Source organism: Paenibacillus sp. KS1 (genome assembly GCF_001680695.1).
Taxonomy (GTDB): Bacteria; Bacillota; Bacilli; order Paenibacillales; family Paenibacillaceae; genus Paenibacillus_B; species Paenibacillus_B suaedae.
On sequence record NZ_MAIS01000218.1, the window covers coordinates 1 to 1,679 of the forward strand.

The window sequence follows — 1,679 nt, forward strand, 5'->3', positions numbered from 1 at the left end:
ACAATTGCGCGAGGCAGGGATCGGAGAGAAGTTGGCGAATAAGATCTTGGCCGCTCTCCAGCAAGAGAAGGAACCGCAGGAAGCCGAGCCGGATGCCCCAGACCTGGAGGCTGCCGATGTGGATAATGACGTGAACCATGATGAATAAAAGGAAAGCTGGAAGCCTTGCAGATCGTTGCTGCAAGGTTTCTTTTTTTTGAGCTGGTTCCGACAGTTACGGTTGACGTAATGGACTTCTGCTTGGCCCCTCTAGGCAAGGATGCGGAGCCGAGCACCTAATAAGCAATCTTCCCATCGCTCAGAATCGATGTTGCATACATCCCTGACGAGATGGGAACGTGTCCAGCGGGATATTTTGGTCATTTGCTACGGCGGTCGAATTGCGGAGCCGAAGGTGTGAGTGGTTCGCCACCGAGATGGGCATCCTCCAGCAAGCCGAGGATTCAAAAATGTTAAGTTGAAATTGTAATAAAGAAAAACAGCATTGCTGGGCTTGTCCCGCAATGCTGTTACTTTTTTGAATTTATAATCCTTAAGAATTCAACTAACCGTTAACCGGATCTCTAAAGTTAGTAATCAAAATACTATTACCAAAGTTGTCTGTTGGTCTTATTGCACTAAATTGTTCGTTCCCAGATTTGAAAGTATAGCTTTCGGCAACATTCCATGTCCAAATTTCTCCTTGCTTGTTCGGCGGGATGTCTACTTCAAATTTATCTTCATAGGACATTTCTTTTCCCCATTCCTTATTGACCGAAGCTTTAAAAAATTTAGCGAAATCAGCACCTACGGAGACTGTTGTTTTTCCGGTAGACTTCCTAGTTACTGTGCGCTTCCATACGAAATTTTTCTTTGTTCTATTTTCAGTATAGTCTACTTTGTAGTCATAATTGAATGTACCGCTATATCCAACATATGAATACCCTGAAGCAAATGCGAAGTTGTTCACTTGAAAACGCTCTTCTTTTTTAAGTCCATGCTGCTCCATATATTTGTGAGCTTTAACCGGATCGCTGATGTAAATAACAGGGATGACTTTTCCATTTTCACTTGTGATATATTCAATCTTATCAGGCTGAGTCATGTTCTCCTTCATTTCGCTGGCGAATGCGTTGTTGTTCAGGGGGACGGCGAACATACCAAGAAACAGGGTGAGTGAAATGGATAAAAGAATCATTTTTTTCATTTTTTAATTTAACCTCCTTATATTTGGGAATAATCTTACTCTATCATAGATTGGAATAATATGCTATATTATTTTTGGGTTTACCAATCAAAAAATCATTTTTACCATTAAGATGGAACGAGCCAGATTTGCCATCGTAATTGGGGGAGGAGATTTTATTTTTAAGTGTGGAGTAGGGCTTCTATATGGGGCTTTTACGCATCTGTTGCTGGTTATGTTTTGGAATGATTACGTGTACATGAGAACACTGAAAGATACGAAAAGCGCAATAAACCAACCTTTCTACTATATTAATGATAGTTTCTGGACGATGTTCAATATTGAGATTGGGCTGGCCATCGTTTTGATTATCGCATCGTTCTTCATCAAGAGAGAGCCAAAATGATATTGCGCGACATAAAAAAGGCCTGGCAAGGATGGAACTGACCCCCGTTTGTGAGACAGGGATCAGATTCGCGAGGCTTCGATCGAACAATTGCGCGAGGCAGGGATC

General features: G+C 41.9%; 1 protein-coding gene. It reads right to left on the bottom strand.

Annotation, left to right across the window (positions count from 1 at the left end; genetic code table 11):
- Positions 1-544 precede the first annotated feature (544 nt).
- Positions 545-1,186 (bottom strand): hypothetical protein, encoded by a 642-nt coding sequence (locus BBG47_RS27915; protein WP_065294455.1) that lies wholly within the window; start codon positions 1,184-1,186, stop codon positions 545-547.
- Positions 1,187-1,679 lie beyond the last annotated feature (493 nt).